General features: G+C 73.3%; 1 protein-coding gene. It reads left to right on the top strand.

Going from position 1 to position 266, the window contains the following annotated elements; all coding sequences use genetic code 11:
* A partial coding sequence (locus IG02_RS37495; RefSeq protein ID WP_037805275.1) for a hypothetical protein occupies positions 1–265 on the top strand: 265 nt, incomplete at its 5' end.
* Position 266 lies beyond the last annotated feature (1 nt).

Here is a 266-nt window from a genome sequence, read left to right as displayed (position 1 = left end):
GGACGACGCCGCTGCCGCGCTTGCGCAGCGCGACGCCCAGGTGATGCGCCGCTGCGCCGAGTTCGTCCGCGACACCTACAGCGGCGATTGGGCCGACGACGCGGCAGCCACGTTGGAGCGCGACGCGGACATCACCGAGCGCGGCTGCCCCGGCTTCGAGAAGGAGCGGATGGGCGTGAGCGACGCCAAGCGGCGGCTCGCGAACTGCAAGCACTGCGGTAAGCCGCGGGACGTGCACCCGGCCGCGCCTGTTGTCCGGCCGTGAC

The sequence above is a fragment of the Streptomyces sp. NRRL F-5135 genome (assembly GCF_000719775.1).
GTDB lineage: Bacteria > Actinomycetota > Actinomycetes > Streptomycetales > Streptomycetaceae > Streptomyces > Streptomyces hebeiensis.
Note: the sequence above shows the minus strand (reverse complement) of the source record. Positions and strands in the feature narration are given on the sequence as shown.